At 51.9% G+C, this 18,838-nt stretch carries 15 protein-coding genes; 5 read left to right on the forward strand and 10 right to left on the reverse strand.

Annotated features, from left to right (window positions below; all coding sequences use genetic code 11):
• Window positions 1-84 precede the first annotated feature (84 nt).
• From Q4D85_RS10325 to Q4D85_RS10335, 3 genes are all read right to left on the reverse strand, one after another.
• Complete coding sequence (locus tag Q4D85_RS10325) at window positions 85-1,017, reverse strand: hydrogen peroxide-inducible genes activator (RefSeq protein WP_303200211.1); 933 nt, start codon at window positions 1,015-1,017, stop codon at window positions 85-87.
• A gap of 255 nt (window positions 1,018-1,272) precedes the next feature.
• A complete protein-coding gene (locus tag Q4D85_RS10330) occupies window positions 1,273-3,813 on the reverse strand; it encodes an RNA helicase (protein ID WP_303200213.1) in 2,541 nt (846 codons plus the stop codon).
• A 62-nt stretch (window positions 3,814-3,875) separates the two neighbouring features.
• The gene (locus Q4D85_RS10335) at window positions 3,876-4,844 is read right to left on the reverse strand and encodes a PAC2 family protein (protein WP_303200214.1); all 969 of its coding nucleotides are present in this window, start codon (window positions 4,842-4,844) and stop codon (window positions 3,876-3,878) included.
• A gap of 306 nt (window positions 4,845-5,150) precedes the next feature.
• On the opposite strand from Q4D85_RS10335, the gene Q4D85_RS10340 reads away from it, so the two are divergent.
• Window positions 5,151-6,260 carry a DUF4192 domain-containing protein gene (locus Q4D85_RS10340; protein ID WP_303200216.1) on the forward strand — a complete coding sequence of 370 codons (1,110 nt, stop codon included), beginning with the start codon at window positions 5,151-5,153 and terminating at the stop codon, window positions 6,258-6,260.
• Here the strand turns inward: Q4D85_RS10340 and galE are convergent.
• The 6 genes from galE to Q4D85_RS10370 form a co-directional block, all read right to left on the reverse strand.
• Window positions 6,257-7,240 carry a UDP-glucose 4-epimerase GalE gene (gene galE, locus Q4D85_RS10345; RefSeq protein WP_303200218.1) on the reverse strand — a complete coding sequence of 328 codons (984 nt, stop codon included), beginning with the start codon at window positions 7,238-7,240 and terminating at the stop codon, window positions 6,257-6,259. The genes Q4D85_RS10340 and galE overlap by 4 nt on opposite strands.
• Before the next feature lie 160 nt (window positions 7,241-7,400).
• A complete protein-coding gene (locus tag Q4D85_RS10350; protein WP_303200220.1) occupies window positions 7,401-8,084 on the reverse strand; it encodes an iron dependent repressor, metal binding and dimerization domain protein in 684 nt (227 codons plus the stop codon).
• Between the two features lie 247 nt (window positions 8,085-8,331).
• Entirely contained in the window at window positions 8,332-9,396 is a 1,065-nt protein-coding gene (locus Q4D85_RS10355; RefSeq protein WP_303200223.1) for a sigma-70 family RNA polymerase sigma factor, read from the reverse strand.
• 143 nt (window positions 9,397-9,539) lie between these two features.
• On the reverse strand, window positions 9,540-9,974 hold the full coding sequence (gene dtd, locus Q4D85_RS10360; RefSeq protein ID WP_303200225.1) for a D-aminoacyl-tRNA deacylase: 435 nt from the start codon (window positions 9,972-9,974) through the stop codon (window positions 9,540-9,542).
• Window positions 9,975-9,997: 23 nt separating this feature from the next.
• Window positions 9,998-11,614, reverse strand: coding sequence for a class I SAM-dependent methyltransferase (locus tag Q4D85_RS10365; RefSeq protein WP_303200226.1), 1,617 nt, complete (start codon window positions 11,612-11,614; stop codon window positions 9,998-10,000).
• A gap of 157 nt (window positions 11,615-11,771) precedes the next feature.
• Window positions 11,772-12,365 (reverse strand): DUF3099 domain-containing protein, encoded by a 594-nt coding sequence (locus tag Q4D85_RS10370; protein ID WP_303200227.1) that lies wholly within the window; start codon window positions 12,363-12,365, stop codon window positions 11,772-11,774.
• A gap of 55 nt (window positions 12,366-12,420) precedes the next feature.
• Between Q4D85_RS10370 and Q4D85_RS10375 the strand changes: the two genes are divergently transcribed.
• From Q4D85_RS10375 to Q4D85_RS10390, 4 genes are all read left to right on the forward strand, one after another.
• Complete coding sequence (locus tag Q4D85_RS10375; protein ID WP_047262203.1) at window positions 12,421-12,657, forward strand: DUF3039 domain-containing protein; 237 nt, start codon at window positions 12,421-12,423, stop codon at window positions 12,655-12,657.
• Window positions 12,657-14,366 carry a DEAD/DEAH box helicase gene (locus Q4D85_RS10380; protein WP_303200228.1) on the forward strand — a complete coding sequence of 570 codons (1,710 nt, stop codon included), beginning with the start codon at window positions 12,657-12,659 and terminating at the stop codon, window positions 14,364-14,366. The genes Q4D85_RS10375 and Q4D85_RS10380 overlap by 1 nt, the downstream gene beginning before the upstream one ends.
• A 398-nt stretch (window positions 14,367-14,764) precedes the next feature.
• Window positions 14,765-15,340, forward strand: a complete 576-nt coding sequence (locus tag Q4D85_RS10385) for a hypothetical protein (RefSeq protein WP_303200229.1) — start codon at window positions 14,765-14,767, stop codon at window positions 15,338-15,340.
• Window positions 15,341-15,489: 149 nt separating this feature from the next.
• Window positions 15,490-16,869, forward strand: a complete 1,380-nt coding sequence (locus Q4D85_RS10390) for a DUF418 domain-containing protein (RefSeq protein WP_303200231.1) — start codon at window positions 15,490-15,492, stop codon at window positions 16,867-16,869.
• 148 nt (window positions 16,870-17,017) lie between these two features.
• Here Q4D85_RS10390 and Q4D85_RS10395 read toward each other — a convergent pair whose 3' ends face one another.
• Window positions 17,018-18,634: an RNA polymerase sigma factor gene (locus Q4D85_RS10395; protein ID WP_303200232.1), complete on the reverse strand. Its 1,617-nt coding sequence runs from the start codon at window positions 18,632-18,634 to the stop codon at window positions 17,018-17,020.
• Window positions 18,635-18,838 lie beyond the last annotated feature (204 nt).

An 18,838-nucleotide genomic window follows, 5' to 3' on the forward strand; every position in this document is an offset into this window, starting at 1 on the left:
CTCGCTAGTTCAGAACTAGCGAGGCATTAGTTTTTCTCAGGAACGCAATTGCTTGGCGCTCAGCTAGACTTGGCTATACGTACCTTAGGACACAACTTTCCGGAATGCATCACTGATGAGCTCGCCAAGAAGATTGAAATCATCCGAGCGCGTAGAAGAACCACGGTAAACGATGCCGACGCGCCGGGCAGCAGACACCGATGGTGCAAACTTCGCGGTGGCGACACCGGGGCGGGAGCACTCAATAGGCACCGCTGATTCAGGGATGAAAGTGCAGCCTAAGTTACTCGCGATTAGCTGCATCACGGTGGTAAGGCTTGAAGCCCGGGTTTCGGTATGGCTTGCCGTCATCGGGTTGTATTCGGCCTGACGGCATAAATCGACAACTTGATCACGCAAGCAGTGGCCGTCGTCAAGCAACAACAGTGAGATATCTTTAATGTCATCCAATACCAAGTCATCCCGTCCTGCATACTTGTGTCCGCTTGGCACAACCATTCGGAATTTCTCTTCATAGAGTGAAATCTCATTCAGACCAGCGGTGCTGGTAGGTACCGCGACCAATGCGCAGTCGATTGCGCCATCACGCAGCATCTGCAGCAAATGCTTTGTTTGGTCTTCAATGATCTGAAGTTCCAGTTCTGGGTATTTCTCGCGCACCAAGTCGATGATCGTGGGCAACAAATATGGTGCGATGGTCGGAATGATTCCGATGGCCAGTGGGCCGGAAAGCGTTCCGGTGGCGCCATGGGCATGAGCTAAAAAGTTATCGGCGGCATCAAGCGTCGCTTTGGCCAACGGGAGAAGCTTTTCGCCTGCGGGGGTTACGATGACGCGCCGGGTGGAACGTTCGATTAGCTGGATATTAAGGCCTGTCTCCAGTGCAACGAGCGCTTGAGAAAGCGAAGGCTGTGAAATATTGAGCTTGGTCGCCGCCGTTCCAAAATGCTTGTTTTCGGCGATGGTTACGAAAGTGCGAAGCTGTGCCAATGTGGGGCGATACTCTTTTATGCTCATGTCAAAAGCCTATATGCGAAGATTAGGGGGTCGTGGAATAGTTATAGAGCTGTATTGGGGATGGCAATTAATTCACCCCCATTTGTAGGGGGTTCTTATCGGAGCTTCTCTCAACACATGCTCTGAAGTCTGTGTATGTGAAGTATATCCCCAAAACAAAGAAAACCTTAAAAATCTTAAGTCAAAATAAGACATTTTCGAGAAAAATAGGGTTTGTGGGGGTAAAAACACTGGGTTTTATAACCCCCGTCAGCCTCAGTATTCCACTGACAACGCCTCAAACCGCACTTCACCAGCCGCATCAGAGGCGTCAAGATCAACGATCCCAACAACGCTGAACCCATTATCTTCCTGGGGGTCTTTCATGATTTGTCTGACCTCCCATCTCCGTCCGCTCTTTTTCACTATGAAGTATTCTGGGCCGCGGGCATCTGGGCCTAGATCCATATCGCTGTATTCTTCAAAATACGCGTCCAAGGCATCGGTGAAATCTGGCGGATTGTCTAAATAATCCACCATCTGCGCCAATTGTTCTTCCTTTTCCAGGGCAAAAAGTTGAACAATCCGGAACATCCTATTGCGCACCATGACCGTGAACGCACGCTGATTGGCAGTTAAAGCAGTCGGGTCTTCGATACCGAAGGCCAGCTCTCTAGCGACAGTATCGGCCGAGATAGGGGCATCCGGGTCCGCCATCCGCGCCCATTCGTCGACAAGCGAAGAATCCACCTGCCGAACCATTTCACCCAGCCAACTGATAACATCCTCTAATTCTTCCGTGAGGTATTCCTGCGGAATCGTGTGCTGTAAGGTACGCCAGGCGTCAGTGAGATACCGCAATACCACGCCTTCGCCACGAGCCATCCCGTAGGTAGCTATCACATCCGAGAAGGTCATTCCGTGTTCGATCATGTCACGGACCACCGATTTCGGCCGAAGCTCAAATTCCTTAGCCCACGGGTGGTCCTGGCAATACATGTCGAAGGCACGCTCGAGTTCGTCTTCTAAAGGTTTCGGCCAGGTTATTTCTTCAAGGATCGCCATGCGTTCGGTGTAATCGACCCCTTCAAGCTTTAACGCGGCCAATTCCTCGGAGCGGGCCTGCTTTTGCTGGGCAATGAGCAACGCACGTGGATCTTCAAGGATTGCTTCGAAAACACTGATGACGTCCAATGTAAAGGACGCAGAGTTAGGATCCAGCAGTTCCAATGCTGCAATCGCGAATGGCGCCAGCGGTTGATTCAGTGCGAAATCTCGCTGTAACTCTTCGGTAATGTGATACAACCTGCCCGCGGTATCGGGGGACTTAAGTTTCACAATGATCCCGGCATTCACGAGCCCACGGAACAGCTCTACGGCTTTAAGGATGTCGTTGTTCTGGGCCGAACGACTATTGTGGCTTCCCCTGAGGAGCTTCTTTAGATGCTCATATCCGTCGCCAGGGCGAGCGGCAACATTGAGTAACAGGGAATTGGAAACCCGAAACTGGCTGGTGAGATCTTCAGCCTGTGCGTCGATAAGCCGCTGATAGGTCTTTTCCGTCCACACAACCTCGCCATCCCGAGCGGTTTTCTTGCGGAGCTTTTTGAGCTTTGCGGGATCCGACCCGGCGCGTTGCCGTAGCCGCCAGTTTTCGATTTCGTGCTCGGTTGCCTCAATGACGACATGTCCCACCGTGTCGAAGCCAGCTCGTCCTGCCCGCCCGGCGATTTGGTGGAATTCCCGGGAAGCTAGTATGCGGCTTCGGCTGCCGTCGAATTTTGCGAGTCCGGAAAACAGCACAGTACGAATGGGAACGTTGATTCCGACTCCCAACGTGTCCGTCCCGCAGATCACCTTCAGCAACCCAGTCTGTGAAAGTTTTTCTACCAATCGGCGATACTTGGGCAACATACCTGCGTGGTGGACGCCAATGCCGCGTCGTAGGAGTTTGGATAGGGTGTGGCCGAATGTCGTCGTAAACTTAAAATCACCGATTTCCGCAGCTATGCGCAGCTTTTCTTCATCAGAAATGATGCTACCTAGGCTGGTGAGGGATTGCGCCCGTTCGACGGCTTCCTTTTGCGTGAAATGCACGACGTAGATGGGTGCTTTGTCGGTTGCTAGCAGCTTTTCGACGGTCTCATGTATCGGCGTGTAGACGAATTCGAATTCTAACGGAACGGGTCGTTGTGCATCGGTACCAATGAGCGATGTAGTGCGCCCGGTGCGTGTGCTGAGATCTGCGCGAATGGTGGATGTGTCGCCTAAGGTCGCAGACATGAGTAGGAATTGGGCGTGGGGGAGCTCTAACAGGGGAACTTGCCATGCCCAGCCGCGGGACGGATCGGAATAATAATGGAACTCGTCCATAATCACTTGATCGATGGTGGACTGGGCGCCCTCGCGTAACGCTATGTTGGCCACAATCTCGGCGGTGGCGCACATAATCGGTGCTCCACCATTGACTGTGGCATCCCCGGTCATCATCCCTACCGATTCGGGCCCGAAAATATCGCATAGAGCGAAGAACTTTTCGTTCACTAGTGCCTTGATCGGCGCGGTATAAAAGCTTCGCTGTCCGCGCGCGAGTGCTATGAAATGCGCGGCGATGGCTACCATGGATTTTCCGGATCCAGTGGGTGTTGCGAGGATGACGTTGTCTTCTGCCAGGATGCTTAATGCTGCTTCTTCTTGGGCGGGGTAGAGCGAAATTCCTTTCTGGCGAGTCCAGGCGAGGAAGGAATCGAATATCGATTCATCAATGAGTGATTCGGGTACTTCTTCTAAATCTGGCAGCATTTGGGTAAGATTCACACCTTTAAACCCTAGCGAAAAAACTCCCTCACGTATCACTCATTGCCATAGGGGATACCTGTTTATGGTTCCTCGTTGTCTTCGGAATCGTCGTGAGCTTGGGTATCGAGCTCCGCGAGGAAACGCTCGAATTCCTCGCCAAGTTCGTCGCCTGTTGGAACAGGCGAGGCAGGTAGTTCTCCAAGGACAGTCGCATGTGGATGTTCTTCACGGTACCGGTCGAGATTTTCGTCGTATTGCTGTTCAAGCAACGACACGACCTGTTCGATTTCGTGTGATGTAGCCACCTGCTCGTCAATTTGGGCTGCTACCCGTTCAGCATCTTCTTCCAATGCCCCAAGCGGTAGTTCCAGATCAGCTGCGTCACCTACTGCTTCAAGGAGTTTGAGGGTTGCTTGTGGGTAAGGAGATGCGGCGAGATAGTGGGGGACGTGTGCGGTGTATCCCGCCACGTTACGTCCCTTCTTGTTCAAAAGGCGTTCTAGTTGCAGCGCGGCTGAACCGGGAATGCTGAATCGAGAACCCAATTTATAGTGCGGTTCCAGCAACTCAAGGGTGTTTCCGTGGGCGCTGATGACCATCGGCCGTGTGTGTGGAACCGTCATCGGAGCGGAGTACAAGCAAATGGTTTGGCTGACGTTGAACCGCTCAACAAGATCTGCGACAGCTTCGGTAAATGCTTCCCAGCGCATATCTGGCTCTGGCCCGGAAAGAAGAAGAAACGCCTTTCCATTGGTGTCTTTGAGGACTTGAATGCCTAATTCAAGGTTTTCCATATCGACCACGGAGTTTCTGTCGATAGTTACGCTTGGCCGTCGAGAGCGATAATCAATCAATTCATCATTATTGAAAGACGCAACGAGCCGATGATCTAATGCTGCTAACAGATGGGCGGAGCTGGCATCGACTGCGTGTCCAGCGTCGGCGTAGCCTTGAAGGGCGACAATGAGCGTGGGCCCATCTGCACCCTGATCAGTAATAGCGGGTGCGGGGAATTCTAATTCATACATGCGTGGATTTCGTTCCTGCATGGGGCCTCCTTTCTCTAAGTCCATTCACACAGCTACTTTAGCCGAAGTGGTTCATAAAAGCCGCAATGGCTGGGCGGGGGAATATGAAACCTCAGAGAAAAGATTGTGTAAAACTGTTTTTCCTGTTCTTTGTGGAATGTCGACCCTTAAGTATCGAACGTGGTGGATGATCGTGTCAATGGTTTTTCGTTAAAAAAGTGGGCTGTGGATAACTTTCATCAGCATAGAAATTAATTCCACATTGTGAAGGTGGTCGCCCTTGCCGATTGCGTGACAACGACAGACCTTTTCGGTTCTTATAGCTTTATGACCAACTTTAAACATGAAACAAGCGTGCCGGCGAAGATGCTGGCAAACCTCCCGGCTATTTTGGGATTTTTTCCACAGGAGTCGGTAGTTTTTACGGGTTTTACCTTTGAAGGCGAAACGACACTCAAATTGGGCCCGGTACTTCGGGTAAACATCGAGGATCTCCAGGTGCTACCGGAAATCGGAGAGGCACTCGAACGTACCAACATGGATATTGTCTTTGCGTTTGTGATTTCGGAACATGCCAGCGACCAGCATCAACTGCTTGAAGAGATCATCGATATGTTGGTACACGCCAGTGAGACCCAGGTGGTCAACATTGATGCGTGTTGGTACGGCACAGAAATTGCAACTGGAAACTCATATCGATTGCTGTTTGATCGTGTCAGTGCATTGTCGCGTCGGGTAAACACTGGAATTGGTGGCTGGCTACGCGGCACCATTCCAGACATTGCAGCCACGGTGGCTATGAAATCAATGGTGGCAGCAGGTGACGTTCCAGAATTAACTCGGGATGAGTCATTTCGGTACTTTGCTCGCAAGACCGACAATCGAGATCCACATGCAGATTTCGAAACCGAACAACGAATTGCTCGCATCGCAACGGGGTTACTTGAAGACGTGTATGCGTGTCCATCGCAGGTAGAAACCTATATCGACCAACTATCGGAGGTTTTGATTGCGGTTGAAGCCCAACCTGATTCGGCGGAGCCACCCTATGAGTGCGTGGAATTCTGTGCCGCTCTTTGTAATCGGGTGATGCTGCGCGACGCAATGCTGATGACCTTTTTGGTATCACCGCACGGATCCAAGCGATTGTGCCTCGCTGTCGCCAGGACGTTCAGCGGGGTGAGCCGCAACAATGCATTATGCATTTATGCGATGTGTGCGTTGAGTCAGCACCACAATCCGAAAGGGTTTCATGCATTGATAGCCTCAAGCATGGATGATCCGGAACATTCCCTGACCCAATTGCTGCTCAACGGGTTTCAAACGGGAATTATTGATAAATTGTTAGACACTGTTGAAGCCGGTTGCACGCACACGTTGGCCCAGCTGGGAGTAAACAAGGCTGATCCCAACGGTGACGCGCAACATGCCGCTTAACGACGGGCGCTGTGGGCGTTGTCCCCGAGTTTCTCGGTAAACGCCCACGCATCTGACACGATGGTGTGCAGATCGGTTTTTGACGGACGCCACCCCAATTCGTCCTGTGCCTTTCGCGACGATGCGATGAGTACGGCAGGGTCTCCTGCACGACGAGGAGCCACCTCTGCAGGAATTGGATGGCCGGTGATTTCCCGACACTTGTCGATAACTTGTTTGACGGAGTAGCCATCGCCCGACCCTAGGTTGAAAATGCGGTGAACACCAGCAGTATTAGATTCAAGCGCTAGCAAATGAGCATCCGCTAGATCCTTGATGTGGATATAGTCACGAACACAGGTGCCGTCGTGGGTCGGCCAATCGTCACCGAAAATCATGATGTTATCTCGATGCCCCAAAGCAACCTGCAGAACCAATGGAATCAAATGGGTTTCGATTTCGCGGTTTTCACCAACGTTTCCGTATGCGCCAGCGACGTTGAAGTAACGCAAGCTGGTGGCAGCGAGACCATGTGCCTGCGCATAAGATGTGATTGCGTAATCAATAGCTAGCTTGGAAGCGCCATATGGATTGGTGGGCTTGGTAGGTGCGGTCTCGACAATCGGGACAACTTCAGGCTCACCATAGGTGGCGGCCGTTGAAGAAAAGACTAGGTTGTTGACATTGTGGGTGCGCATGGCATCAAGCAATGCCAAGGTGGTAACGAAGTTGTGGTGCCAATATTCTTCTGGTTTAACCATCGACTCGCCGACGAGGGAACGCGCGGCGAAGTGGATAACACCGTCGAAATCACCGCTGCTTAACACCTCATCCGCTTTGTCCCTGATGTCTGCTTTGATGAAAACTGCGCCTGCGGGGATTGCCGATTCATTACCAGTACTGAGGTTGTCGACGATGACGACCTCGTGTCCTTGTTCCAATAGAACGGTTGCGCAGACGCTGCCTACATAACCAGCGCCACCCGTGACCAAAAGCTTCATAACTTCGCACCTTTGAATAGAAAACGGCTAGAAAGAAAAAGTAGAATTAAATACTTTAAGAAATAAGATTAGACCACAATGATTCATTTTTACTGTTCAATCATTCGGTAAATCCAAAAAAGTGGCACCGCAGTGCCACTTGTGACCAAACTGAAGAGGATTAGATCTCTTCCACTCGGATTGCGTGGGCAAGATCGTCGACAAGTTCAACAACCTTGTCACCGTTGATCAATCGAATCTCACCATCATGGTGTTCAAAGTCGACTTCGGAGCCGACCGAGATGCCAGCGTCGATAAGTGCCCGGAACTGTTGCGGATCAACCTGAAGAATCTCGTTAATCTGCACAATCCGAACCTTACGGGGAATGTCGCTTTGTTGCGTATCGATTGTTCGGGTTCCTGGCTCGACCGGATGGGCTACTGATACACCTAAAGATTCCAAACCAGGAATTGGATTGCCAAACGGCGAACGGTCGAAAACATCTAACACTTCCACGAGGCGACGTTCCACTTCATCACTCATGACGTGTTCCCAACGACACGCTTCGTCGTGGACCTTGTGGATATCAAGACCAATGATATCGGTGAGCAGCCGCTCAGCGAGGCGATGTTTACGCATGACAGCCGTCGCAAGGCTGCGGCCTTCCGGCGTCATCTGCAGGCTGCGATCATTGGCGACAACGACTAAGCCATCGCGCTCCATACGCGCAACAGTTTGGCTAACGGTAGGGCCGGATTGATCAAGGCGCTCAGCGATCCGAGCCCGAAGAGGAGTGATGCCTTCTTCCTCTAATTCGTAAATGGTCCGGAGATACATTTCCGTCGTATCGACCAAATCTTTCACGATGAGTGCCCTTTCTATTTTTGTATCGTCGTGCGCAACAAACAGAAACGTTCGAAGCGCTAAAACTAGTTATGCTGGGAAAACAATTGGAAGTCTTCTAATACACCTTAACCTAAAGGCAACAAAAAGTAGGGGACACCACATTTAAAAAGTCATAAATACTTAACTGTGTGTCTAATTTCTTGTTTCCTCTCGGCTATATAAGGCGCGAGACAGCAACAAAACTAGTCCCGGCGCACCTAGCGTTTTAAATAGCGTACTCCCGGAGTTTCTCCGCCCGGGAGCCATCCCGCAGCTTGCGCATAACCTCACGCTCGATCTGGCGCACCCGTTCCCGGGACAATCCGAATTGCCGACCTATCTGATCGAGGGTACGCGGGACGCCGTCGTCAAGCCCATACCGCATACGAATAACATCTTGTTCACGTTCCTCGAGCGTGCCGATTACTTCGCGGATATCTGAGTGGCGCAACGACGCAACAACCGCAGACTCAGCATCCGCTGCTTCGGAATCCTCGATGAAATCTCCAAGAGGAGCTTCCTCGTCCGCGCCCACCGGCATATCCAAGCTCACTGGATCCCGTGATTGCCGCAGTAGAACCTCGATTTTTGACTCATCAATACCGGATTCCTCCGCTAACTCTTCGTTTGTGGCTTCACGGCCCAATTGTTGGTACATTTCTCGCTTTATCCGGGAAAGCTTGTTTACCTGTTCGACCAGATGTACTGGTAGGCGAATTGTACGAGACTGATCCGCCATCCCACGAGTAATAGCTTGCCTGATCCACCACGTTGCATACGTGGAGAATTTAAAGCCCTTGGAATAATCGAATTTTTCCATCGCCCGAATCAGACCCAAATTTCCCTCCTGGATCAAATCCAACAAGGGCATGCCTCGGCCGGTATAGCGCTTAGCTAGCGAAACCACTAACCGTAAATTAGCCTCAAGTAAATGAGACCGGGCTTTCCGGCCCTCCTTGACCAGGATCTTAAGATCACGCTTCATGGCGCGGGTTAATTGCTGGTCAGAATCATGCAAGAGATACTCAGCATATAATCCAACCTCAATCGATTGCGCGAGCCGGACTTCATCCTCGGCCGACAACAATGCGGTTTTGCCAATGCCGTTCAAGTACACCCGGACAAGATCCGCAGACGGGTTGTCATTATTATGACCGCGCCGCGAACCTTTATCTATTTCTTCCCCCTCTTCAAAAGCAACATCTACATCAACCTCGACTACGTCGTCTGCACCGCCTTCTACTGGAGCAGTATCCAAGGCTTCGTTCTTTTTGGTAGTAGAGCTAGGCATAATGTGCCTCCTTTGATAGCGACGTTTCTATCTAACCAACGGAACAGGTGTTCAAAAAGTTCCGATGTGATGAACAATGTTCGAAATATAGAATTCTGTGCAGGTTATTTGATTTTTCTCTCCCTCCCGCAAACGGGGGTGATTTAACACTCAACGATAACGGTAACTGGTCCATCATTGACGCTAGACACTTGCATATTGGCACCAAAAACTCCCTCCGCTACCTCAATTCCGGCATCACGCAACCCTGAAGCAATCTTCGCCACCACTGGTTGCGCCACATCCCCCTTTGCGGCATCCGACCAGGAAGGACGCCTGCCCTTTGCAGTGCGTCCCAACAACGTGAACTGGCTGACCAGCAAAACTGGCGCATGAACGTCCGAAACAGACTTTTCATCACGTAGAATCCGCAACTCCGCAATCTTCCGAACCATTGTTTTCCACGCATCGGGGGCATCGTGTGCGCCAACGCCCACCAAAGCAAGGATCCCTCCGGTCTCCGGGCAGGAAATAGCACCAACTACTTCGCCATCCACGCTCACCTGAGCCTCGGACACCCGAGTCAAAACAGCACGCATATGTAGTAACCCCTTCAACCTCGTCAAAGAGCAGAAGCTGCATCCGTAGGTATGAGAAAACCATGCCGGACCAAATCAATAACAACAGCAACAATGTCCAAAACAACCGAATCCGGATCCAAGCCCTTTGAAACCGCAAACAACTGGGCAACCTCGCCAAGCGAAAGCCCATCTGGATGCAACCCCGCGACGATGGCGGCAATATGGGCGTCAATTTCATGAGACCAACACGGTCCAGTCATCCGCGTCAACCGGATGACGTGCTGGGCAAAACCCATGCCAAGCGCAGCGTCGTGGGTGAAAACCTCCTCCTTCGCCACGTCATTCGACACCATAAATTGACTGTCGAGAATCTCGGCCACATCGCGGTTTCGCAACCAATCGATTCGATCAAAGTACGCCAACGACTCGTCACCCAAATTCCCGTTATACAAATGCGGTAACTCCTCAGCCAGAATCTCACTTGCACCGGCACTCACCACGGAGCCGTCCACCACGGTGGCGTCGTCGAAAAGCTTCACCGCAATATAGCCAAAACCCACTTCAGTTACACCCGCATCGCTGAAATGCTGGAGCCACGCGCGAGTCTTGTCCCGGCCCGCAACGGAACGGGGATCAATCGATTCATCCCGCAACCACGTGCCCACATATCGGGCAGGATCGACCCGATCCCGCTCTACAATCCACGCAGCCACCCCAAATTCCGGAAACCACTGCGCGACCCGTTGACGCCACGACTCATCAACCGTGTGCACCCATGCCCCCAAAATATGAGCGGTACCACCCGGTTGCAAGTGGGCGATCGCATCAGAAATAACCCGTTGGGTGGCTCCATCCAAATCCAAACCAGAATCCCGATACACATGCGAAATCACCGGTGGGCCAACCACAAACGGCGGATTAGCAACAATCCGATCGAACAAACGCCCCGAAACTGGCTCGCACCACGCACCCGACAAAAGTTCAACACGATCCAACGCACCCGCAGCAGCGAAAGTCGCTTCAGCTAAATCCAGCGCACGAGGATGAATATCCGTCGCCGTAATCGAAGTTGCCTTATCAAGCTGACCTAGCGCCTGCACACCCGAGCCGGTACCGATATCTAAAACCGACCCTGCGCACGAAGTCGGCGTTATATTCAACAACGACACACTGGCAGCCCCAACTCCCAAAACGTGATCAGGGCCCGGAACATAATCCGGAAGCATCGACGCATCGACATCCGAAAACACAAGAAAACTCTTCCCAGCGATGATGTGCGGTTGGATATCGATCAAAGCCGTAACAGATACGTTTTGAGACTCACCCAATGAAGCGCCATGCTCGGCATCGTCCGCCCAGAACCAAGACCGGCGCCCTACAACACCGTGTTCTAACAAGGCGTCGCATAATTCTGAACCGAAAACAGCGCGCAAAGACGAAAGCGGCGTCTCATCATGAAGCAAAAACGCAGAAACCAATGTGGCCAACGGTTCATCGTCGCGTCCTGCCAAAGCGCACCGTACCGCCTCCGGTTCACCGCGCCGGGCCGCTGCCATCACGTCAGTGCCGAGGTATTCCACCAATCCCGTGGCGGTAAAACCACAAGAGTCAAAGACTTCGCTTATCGACGGGGCAAGCATCGTCAACGGGGAACGCACAATCAACTCCTAGGTTTGCGGCACAGCAGAAAGCCAACTTAAGAAACTGTAGTCGAAGTTTTCCCACATTCAGGACATGCAACGCGGAAAGCGGAGATAAGGTCAAAACCGCGGTCTCTATAGAATTTCCACTTACAAAATAGTGGCGTTTATTACGTTACGTGTCTGAATCGAGAGAAATAGAGGCGTCTTGTGAATCTCGTGCCGCGCTGCCTGGTGGCAACTCTGAAATAGCGCCAGCGCTTCCCAGAGATGGCGTGTTTGATGCTGCTAGTGCAGTGGCTTCTTCTCGGGCCAGTGCTGGTTTATAAACAGCGGGCGCGCGCGGATCACGCGGTTCTCCGATTCCATTGGCAATGACGACAGCGATCCAGGGGAGTGGGACCGAAATGATGAAAAGCAAAGCAGAAAGCCAAATGTTGTGCATCCACACATAGGTGGCCATGGACACAATCAAAAACGGCAACCGAACTCCCTGAATCCACATGTACTGCTTTTCCCGTTTCTTACGATTCTGGGTCGGGGAATATGAAGCGGTGGTAACCAACGCCACATTGGAACGCCGCAACTGTTTAATGCCCCGAGACATCCGCCTCGTGCGACCTCGTTGCGACAATCGTTCGTTCGTGTCTGGTTCATCGGACTCGATATCGATAATCTCGAATGCATCGTTGGCGGTTGAGTGAGCAGACGACGCCCCCGAGGTGTCGTCAAATAGCCCGCGTTGAGCTTGTGCTTCTTCCTTCGCCATACTTACTAACCTAGACCCGCTTGGCATTGAGAGCGAACGTGGGCAATATAGAGGGGTGACTACGAGTACCAAAACCATCGAACGCCCAGACATTCGCGAAGACATTGGCACAGATGATGATACGCCGAAGTTTTTCCACTACGTCAAGAAAAACCAAATTGTGGAATCGGCGGTATCGGGACGGATGGTCGTAGCGTTATGCGGTGAAACCTTCCCCGTTACCAAACAAGCGAAGCCGGGATCGCCCGTGTGCCCAGACTGCGAGCGAGTGTACAGGAGCCTTCGGAAATAGTGAGCAAGGATCTTCGTGTTTGGCAGCGACAAGCCCTGACGAAGTACCTGATGAACAAGCCGCAGGATTTTCTTGCGGTTGCAACGCCTGGCGCAGGAAAGACGACTTTTGCGCTGCGCGTGGCTACGGAGCTGAAAGAGCGCCGGACAGTTGATCGGGTGATCGTTGTAGTTCCCACAGAGCATCTGAAAGTTCAGTGGGCAGAGTCAGCGGCCCGGGTGGGGTTAAGTCTTGACCCGTATTTCAAAAACTCTGATGCGGTCAATCCCCAGTATGACGGCGTCGTCGTGACCTACGCACAGGTTGCTATGCACCCGTATAAACACTATGCGGTTGCCACCGCTAAACGTAGCCTCGTCATTCTGGACGAAATTCACCACGGTGGCGATGCGAAAAGCTGGGGTGACGGAATTCGGGAAGCGTATCAAGATGCCACTCGGCGTCTCGCTCTCACCGGTACTCCATTCCGCTCAGATGATTCCACAATCCCGTTCGTTCGCTATGAAGAAGACGGGGAAGGGCATCTGGTATCCCAAGCCGACCACACTTACGGATATTCAGATGCGCTTGCCGACGGCGTCGTGCGACCAGTAGTCTTTCTCGCCTATTCTGGTGAAGCCCGATGGCGGACAAGCGCCGGTGAAGAATTCGCGGCGCGGCTTGGAGAACCACTCAACGCTGAGCAAACTGCACGGGCATGGAAAACTGCACTCGATCCGAAGGGTGATTGGATTCCAGCCGTCCTGCAGGCCGCTCACACCCGCTTACTGCAGCTGAGGAAAACCATTCCGGACGCAGGTGGTTTGGTGATCGCAACGGACAAAACCACCGCCCGTGCATATGCCCGAATTTTGGAAAAGCTTTCCACGAAACCGGTGTCGGTCATCCTCTCTGACGAAACCGGGGCATCCGAACGCATCGAGCAGTTTTCTGGCAACGATGATGAATGGATGGTTGCAGTCCGCATGGTCTCGGAAGGTGTGGACGTCCCCCGATTAGCGGTCGGCGTTTATGCAACAAGTTCCTCGACACCGTTGTTCTTCGCCCAGGCAATTGGTCGGTTCGTGCGCTCCCGCCGCCCCGGCGAAACCGCTAGCGTGTTTCTGCCTTCTGTTCCTGTTTTGCTTGACCTTGCGGCAAAGCTGGAAGTATCCCGCGACCATGTTTTGGGTAAACCGCACCGGGAAAAAGAAGGATGGGATGACGATCTGTTAACCCAAGCCAATAAAACCGAAACGGAACCAGACCAGCTGCGTCCGTATGAATCCCTCGGTGCTGAAGCAGAATTGGATTCGCTCATTTACGACGGGTCCTCATACGGCACGGCAACCTTTGCGGGTTCTGACGAAGAAGCCGACTATTTAGGGCTACCAGGATTATTAGATGCCGAACAAATGCGACAGTTGCTTCGAAAGCGGCAGGAACAACAGCTCGATGCGAGGGAACAAGAAGCAAAATCCGCAGCGGAAAAGGCGGAACTAGCGAAACAATCCAAAGGCCGCCAGGAAGCAGAAGAACGGGTTGCTAGCCAAGAGATCCCGCAACTGCGCAAAGAACTCAACGCATTAGTCGCTATTACTGCTTCCCGTACCGGCCGACCACATGGCTCTATACACACCGAGGTGCGGCAAAAATGCGGTGGCCCGCCAACCGCGATGTGCTCAGCTGAGCAGCTACGGGAACGGATCGCCTATTTACGTCGGTGGTAATGGTAATGACTATCCGTTTATTTAAAATCATGACACCTCGATTCTGGATTATTTGAGAAAATAACCCACCAATCTGGACGTATAGTCCTATCACATTCAGCATCATATTTGCCGTACTCTCGTCTTCCCCGCGTTGGGTGTCGGTCTTAGTGTCCCAGGTATCGGCGATTTTCTTTTGGGCGATGTCGACGAGAGTGATGGGCTGGGTGTCGCAAAACTTTCATTAATCCCGTTTTCGGTGTTGTGCATGGCGGGAATCGTGGCAAAGCCCCTACGCAATTTTATTAAGATTTGATGACAATAATCGGCAAAGTTCTTCATAAGGGTGGGGAACTGTAACTGTTTTCTATTAAACTTTGGAAGAGTTGTTTTTTCGTAGAAACTTTGAAGGAGTTATTTTGACCACACCACCAAATCCGAATCCATATGATCCAGCTGGAAATACGCCACAAGCCGGTGGCCCTGCAGCACCCCAAGACATGAACTACGGGGCACCTAATACGGGCGCAGATTATGGTGCCGGAAGCTACAATGCAGGTAATTATGGTGTTGGCGACGCTGCGACGTACTCTTTCCCCGACACGGACAATACATTAGTGACTGCCAAGAACGGTCTTGCACTTGCAGCTCTGGTCGTATCGCTGATCGCATTGTTATTCCTTGTTTCGGTGTTCGGAACCTTGTTCGCGTGGATTCCGGGTATCATCGGCATCATCCTTTCGATCATCGCTTTAGTGAAAGCGAAGAACTACGTTGCGCCAAACGGGCGTAAAGGAATGTCGATCGCAAGCCTTATAATTTCGCTTCTCGTAGTCATCATCTCGGGATTCTTGGCGTTAACTGCTTTCTTGGTCTACACGAAGTCGGCAGAAGCGTGTTCCCAATACTCAGGTAACCCGGAGGCGTATTCTCAGTGTGTTGCTGAATTCATGGCTGAGCAAACTGGAGTTGATATTAAAACTACTACCAACTAATTCGGTTGGTAAAGATGCTCGAATACGCTGTTCGAGTGTCATCATTTGCAGCGTATGAAAATAAACCGTAGTCCTTGGGCTGCAACACAGGCTGATGAGTGTTGTTTCCAAGGACTATCTGCGTTTATGACAGAAAGTGGACTTTCCTTATGACGTCTTCTGTGCACAATTCTTCAAGTCAGAATCCGCAATCCTACAGTAATACGTTGGTGGATCGAAATAAGCGACTTATCGCGCCGGATTTGGCGCGTGGACTCGTCCTATTAGGGATTGCGATTGCAAACGCAATCACCACGTTTGCGGTGCTAAAAGTTTCGCCACCTGACGCCGTTGTCACCGCCGCGGGGAACATATACAACGATTCAATTGCCGATAAGATCTCGGTGATGTTTGGAACGATGTTCATTCACGTGCGAGGGTTGCCGATGTTTGCCACATTATTGGGGTACGGCATCGGCATGATTTTCGTTCGGGAATGGCGCAAAGGTGCTACTGCAAAACAGGTGCAGAGTACCCTTGTGCGCAGGTATAGCATTCTCATTGCGTTTGGTCTCGTTCACCTCATCTTCCTTTTCTGGGGCGACATCATGCTCCTGTACGGATTGATTGCGCTGACGTTAACGCTGTTGATCAAAGTTTCCGATAAAACTCTTTTCTACATAGCGCTGGGACTGTATTGCGTCGGCGCAGCCGTCGCTTTCCTAACTTCCTATTTCGTTCCGGAGCTTTTCCTGGTGCGTAATGGATACGGTTCTGGTTATGTGCGGGATCAATTGTTCCAAGGGTTACTTATAGCAACTGCTATACCAATCACGTTTTTTGCTTTTGTTCCGGTGATCGGGCCGATTGTTTTTATCGGTTTCATTGCTGGTCGACGTGAAGTTTTCGTAAATCCAGAACCGTACCAAAAATACATGCGGATAGCCGCCGCGCTCACGGTTCTCGTCGTCGTGGGTATCGGAATCCCGTGGGGTCTGGCCGAATTAGGGATCATCCCCAATAGCATTTTTTGGCAATCGTTTAACCAAGCATTTGGGTTTTTGAGCGGACCTGGGTACTTGGTTTGGTTGTACTGGTTTGGCAAGTGGATTGAGAAACACAAGTGGCGGGAATCTCTTCCAGTGCGGATGATCACCTCCCTGGGGCGGATGTCGATGTCAGGCTACGTCATGCAATCCGTGTTGTTCACGGTTCTCGTTTTGCCGTATGGGCTGGGATTCGGCGCAGAAAAGGGCGCATTTGAAGTAACGCTTATCGCAGCTGGCATTTGGGCGATAACGGTTGTGCTCGCATGGGCTTGGTCACTGACTGGTCAGCGGGGACCGTTGGAAACGCTTTTTAGAAAAGCTGCGTATTCGACGAACCCTGCGAATAACCGTAGAGTTTCACCACCGACTCCAGCGGTTTCCCAGATCGAAACCCAAAGTGCGCAACCAGGCTCTGGAATGGGGGAGACGCCAGTGCGCGGACAAGAACCTACGTCTGGCCCTTCCGACGACGGTGCTTTTCGACGCCCCGATGCGCATTAATCTAGCCGACGGGCGATGAAATGTCGCGGAAATAGTGGGCGGCCGTCGTCTAAGCGGCCAGGATCATGTGAAGCGTAGCGCGTTTTACCCACATGAAAACCGCCTCGTGGTTTCCAAGCGAATGAACCACGAGGCGGTTTAACTCTATTTAGTCTAGGTAATCGCGTAGGACCTGCGACCGGGATGGGTGACGAAGCTTAGACATCGTCTTCGACTCGATCTGGCGGATGCGTTCCCGAGTAACGCCGTATACTTGGCCGATCTCGTCCAACGTCCGTGGCATTCCGTCGGTAAGCCCGAAGCGTAGCTTGACGACACCAGCTTCACGTTCCGAAAGGGTGTGGAGAACATCTTGCAATTGGTCTTGAAGCAATGTAAACGACACCGCGTCGACCGCAATAACTGCCTCGGAGTCTTCGATGAAATCACCTAACTGGGAGTCACCTTCATCGCCGATGGTCTGATCCAAGGAAATCGGTTCACGCGCATATTGCTGAATCTCTAGAACCTTTTCCTCAGAAATGTCCATTTCTTTGGCGAGTTCCTGCGGGGTCGGTTCGCGGCCAAGATCCTGCAAAAGTTCACGCTGGATGCGGCCGAGCTTGTTGATCACTTCGACCATGTGAACCGGAATACGGATTGTGCGTGCCTGATCGGCCATGGCGCGGGTGATGGCTTGCCGGATCCACCAGGTGGCATAGGTGGAGAACTTATATCCCTTGGTGTAGTCGAATTTTTCGACGGCGCGGATAAGACCCAAGTTTCCTTCTTGAATCAGGTCCAGGAACGCCATGCCGCGACCTGTGTAACGCTTCGCTAGCGACACAACCAGACGCAGGTTGGCTTCCAGCAGGTGGTTCTTCGCTTTCCGGCCGTCACGAGCAATGGCGCGCAAATCGCGTTTGACTGCGGGCGTCAACTTGGCGTCTTTATCACCGTTGTTGTAGGCCTCCTCCATTTGCTCCATGCGGTAGGTTGCATAAAGGCCAGCTTCAATGCGCTTTGCCAACGATACTTCTTGTTCAGCGTTGAGCAAGGCGACCTTGCCGATTTGCTTGAGGTAGGCGCGAACCGAGTCCGCCGAGGCGGTAAGCTCTGCGTCCTTACGGGCCTGACGAAGTGCAGCGGATTCGTCCTCGTCCCAGACGGAAGAGCCGTCTTCGTCTTCTTCCTCGTCTTCGCGTTCGTCCTCTTCGCCGTCTAGATCGCCGTCGACATCAGTGTCTAGCTCGTCGTCTTCATCGTTGAAATCTTCGATGTCGGAATCGTTGTAGTCCTCATCGCCAAGATCCTGATCGGAGTCGAAATCTGAGTCGGCGGTGGTGTCAATGGAAAGATCGTCTTCTTCAATCAGATCGGAAGCGGAATCTGCTGGCGCTTCCTCTTTTTTAGACGAAGTGCTCTTGACCTTGGTCGTGGTTTTCTTAGCAGCGGCCTTTTTTGCAGTTTTCTTCGCAGTCTTCTTTGCCGTTTTTTTCGCGGCTTTCTTGACTGGTTTCGATTCAGTAGCGGAATCAGAAGCGGCTGCACTGGTCTTTTTGGTGGTTTTTTTAGCCGTCTTCGTTACCGCAGCTGATGCATCGGATTCACGGCTGTCTGTGGTTGCTGAAACGGGTTCGGCGACCCGAGGGGTGGCTTTGCGGGCAGTTTTCCGCGCGGATTTTTTAGCAACTTTTTTAGGAGTGCTGGTCACGGATGCTCCTTCGTCGGAGGTGCCTCCAATGCGTGCGGTTGCGGAAGTTTCTGAATTATCAGTGGCTGCCACGAACGCCCTTTCGCTTGGATGGATGAACAAATTGGTGAGCAACAAACCTCTCACTGGGACACATGTAAAGGTGGTGTCTTTCCACCCAGTTTCTCAAGCCACTGGGGCTGGTAACCGAACGTTTTTTGAAACTGGGGGTTGAGAAAATGTTTCCTCGCCTTGGACAAAGTGCCATTATAAAACATTTGCTAGAAAAATGTCGTG

The sequence above is a fragment of the Corynebacterium sp. genome, from assembly GCF_030532965.1.
Taxonomy (GTDB): domain Bacteria; phylum Actinomycetota; class Actinomycetes; order Mycobacteriales; family Mycobacteriaceae; genus Corynebacterium.

Bases quoted from the DNA above. Each gene is read 5' to 3' on its own strand.
- Q4D85_RS10325 (WP_303200211.1), bottom strand. From the start codon at position 1,017: ATGAGCATAAAAGAGTATCGCCCCACATTGGCACAGCTTCGCACTTTC.
- Q4D85_RS10335 (WP_303200214.1), bottom strand. From the start codon at position 4,844: ATGCAGGAACGAAATCCACGCATGTATGAATTAGAATTCCCCGCACCC.
- Q4D85_RS10340 (WP_303200216.1), top strand. From the start codon at position 5,151: ATGACCAACTTTAAACATGAAACAAGCGTGCCGGCGAAGATGCTGGCA.
- galE (WP_303200218.1), bottom strand. From the start codon at position 7,240: ATGAAGCTTTTGGTCACGGGTGGCGCTGGTTATGTAGGCAGCGTCTGC.
- Q4D85_RS10355 (WP_303200223.1), bottom strand. From the start codon at position 9,396: ATGCCTAGCTCTACTACCAAAAAGAACGAAGCCTTGGATACTGCTCCA.
- dtd (WP_303200225.1), bottom strand. From the start codon at position 9,974: ATGCGTGCTGTTTTGACTCGGGTGTCCGAGGCTCAGGTGAGCGTGGAT.
- Q4D85_RS10370 (WP_303200227.1), bottom strand. From the start codon at position 12,365: ATGGCGAAGGAAGAAGCACAAGCTCAACGCGGGCTATTTGACGACACC.
- Q4D85_RS10390 (WP_303200231.1), top strand. From the start codon at position 15,490: ATGACGTCTTCTGTGCACAATTCTTCAAGTCAGAATCCGCAATCCTAC.